The sequence below is a fragment of the Candidatus Accumulibacter vicinus genome, from assembly GCF_000584955.1.
Classification (GTDB): Bacteria; Pseudomonadota; Gammaproteobacteria; order Burkholderiales; family Rhodocyclaceae; genus Accumulibacter; species Accumulibacter vicinus.
This window is the reverse complement of the sequence record NZ_JDSS02000001.1, coordinates 4,360-5,155: the sequence shown is the minus strand read 5'-3', so window position 1 is coordinate 5,155 and position 796 is coordinate 4,360. Positions and strand designations below refer to the sequence as shown.

General features: G+C 59.9%; 2 pseudogenes. One reads left to right on the top strand and one right to left on the bottom strand.

What is annotated here, in order from left to right:
- Positions 1–181, top strand: a pseudogene (locus tag CAPSK01_RS21220) (hypothetical protein); the annotation flags it as partial.
- Between the two features lie 216 nt (positions 182–397).
- Here the strand turns inward: CAPSK01_RS21220 and CAPSK01_RS21215 are convergent.
- Positions 398–613: pseudogene (locus CAPSK01_RS21215) on the bottom strand (hypothetical protein); the annotation flags it as partial.
- Positions 614–796: the final 183 nt, after the last annotated feature.

Below are 796 nucleotides of genomic sequence, written 5' to 3'. Positions count from 1 at the left end.
CGGCCATACGCTCAAGGGTTTCAACTTCTTCGACTCGACGCAGCAAACTCTCCTGCGCGCCCTGCAGCGGGCGGAGTTCAACATCCGGGGCATCTGCCGTGCCGATCTGACGCGCTTCTTGCCCCATCTCTCCGTGTCGAGTATCACCCGATACCTTGGCGCTTGCGCACGTTCGGCCTGATCAAGAAGGTCGCTCATAGCTAGTGCCTGACCGAAAACTCCGGTTTTTGGCGAGCGCGCCGCCTTGAAAATATCGGTTGGCATTGAATTTCTCGTTCGTCCCGAGTTGCGCTGGTCGACTTCTGTCGAATGCGAGCCAAAATGCCCGAATGTCATGGTGTTTAAGCAAGCCGTTCGGGCTGCGCCGGCGTTACTGCATGGAAAGACGCTTGGCGGGCTATGCCGCCAGTTTGTGGGGCATGTCGCGATCAGCGTATCGGGTTTTGCGCTTCGCACGCCGGTTTTCCCGTTCCCTCAGGATGGCGCCGATGCGATGGATGTTCCTGGCCACTACAGCCAGCGCCACGTAGCGTTGGAACCCGTGAAGGCCATGATCCGGACAGTAATCAAGACCATGGACCTCCAGTGCGTTGATCGCTGGGTCTATGTCGTTTCGTGTGGAACGGGCGCTGGTTTTGGCGGTTTGAGGGGGCGGTGATGTCAAGGGCGGACGCAGTCCGGGCGCAGCCGAACCCTTTACATCGCTGCCCGCTCGCTTACGCTTCCTCTGGGCCGAGGAAGGCAGTCTGCCGCCCTCGGCATGGAGGACAATAGCGGCCTTTTCCCTTGCGACTGG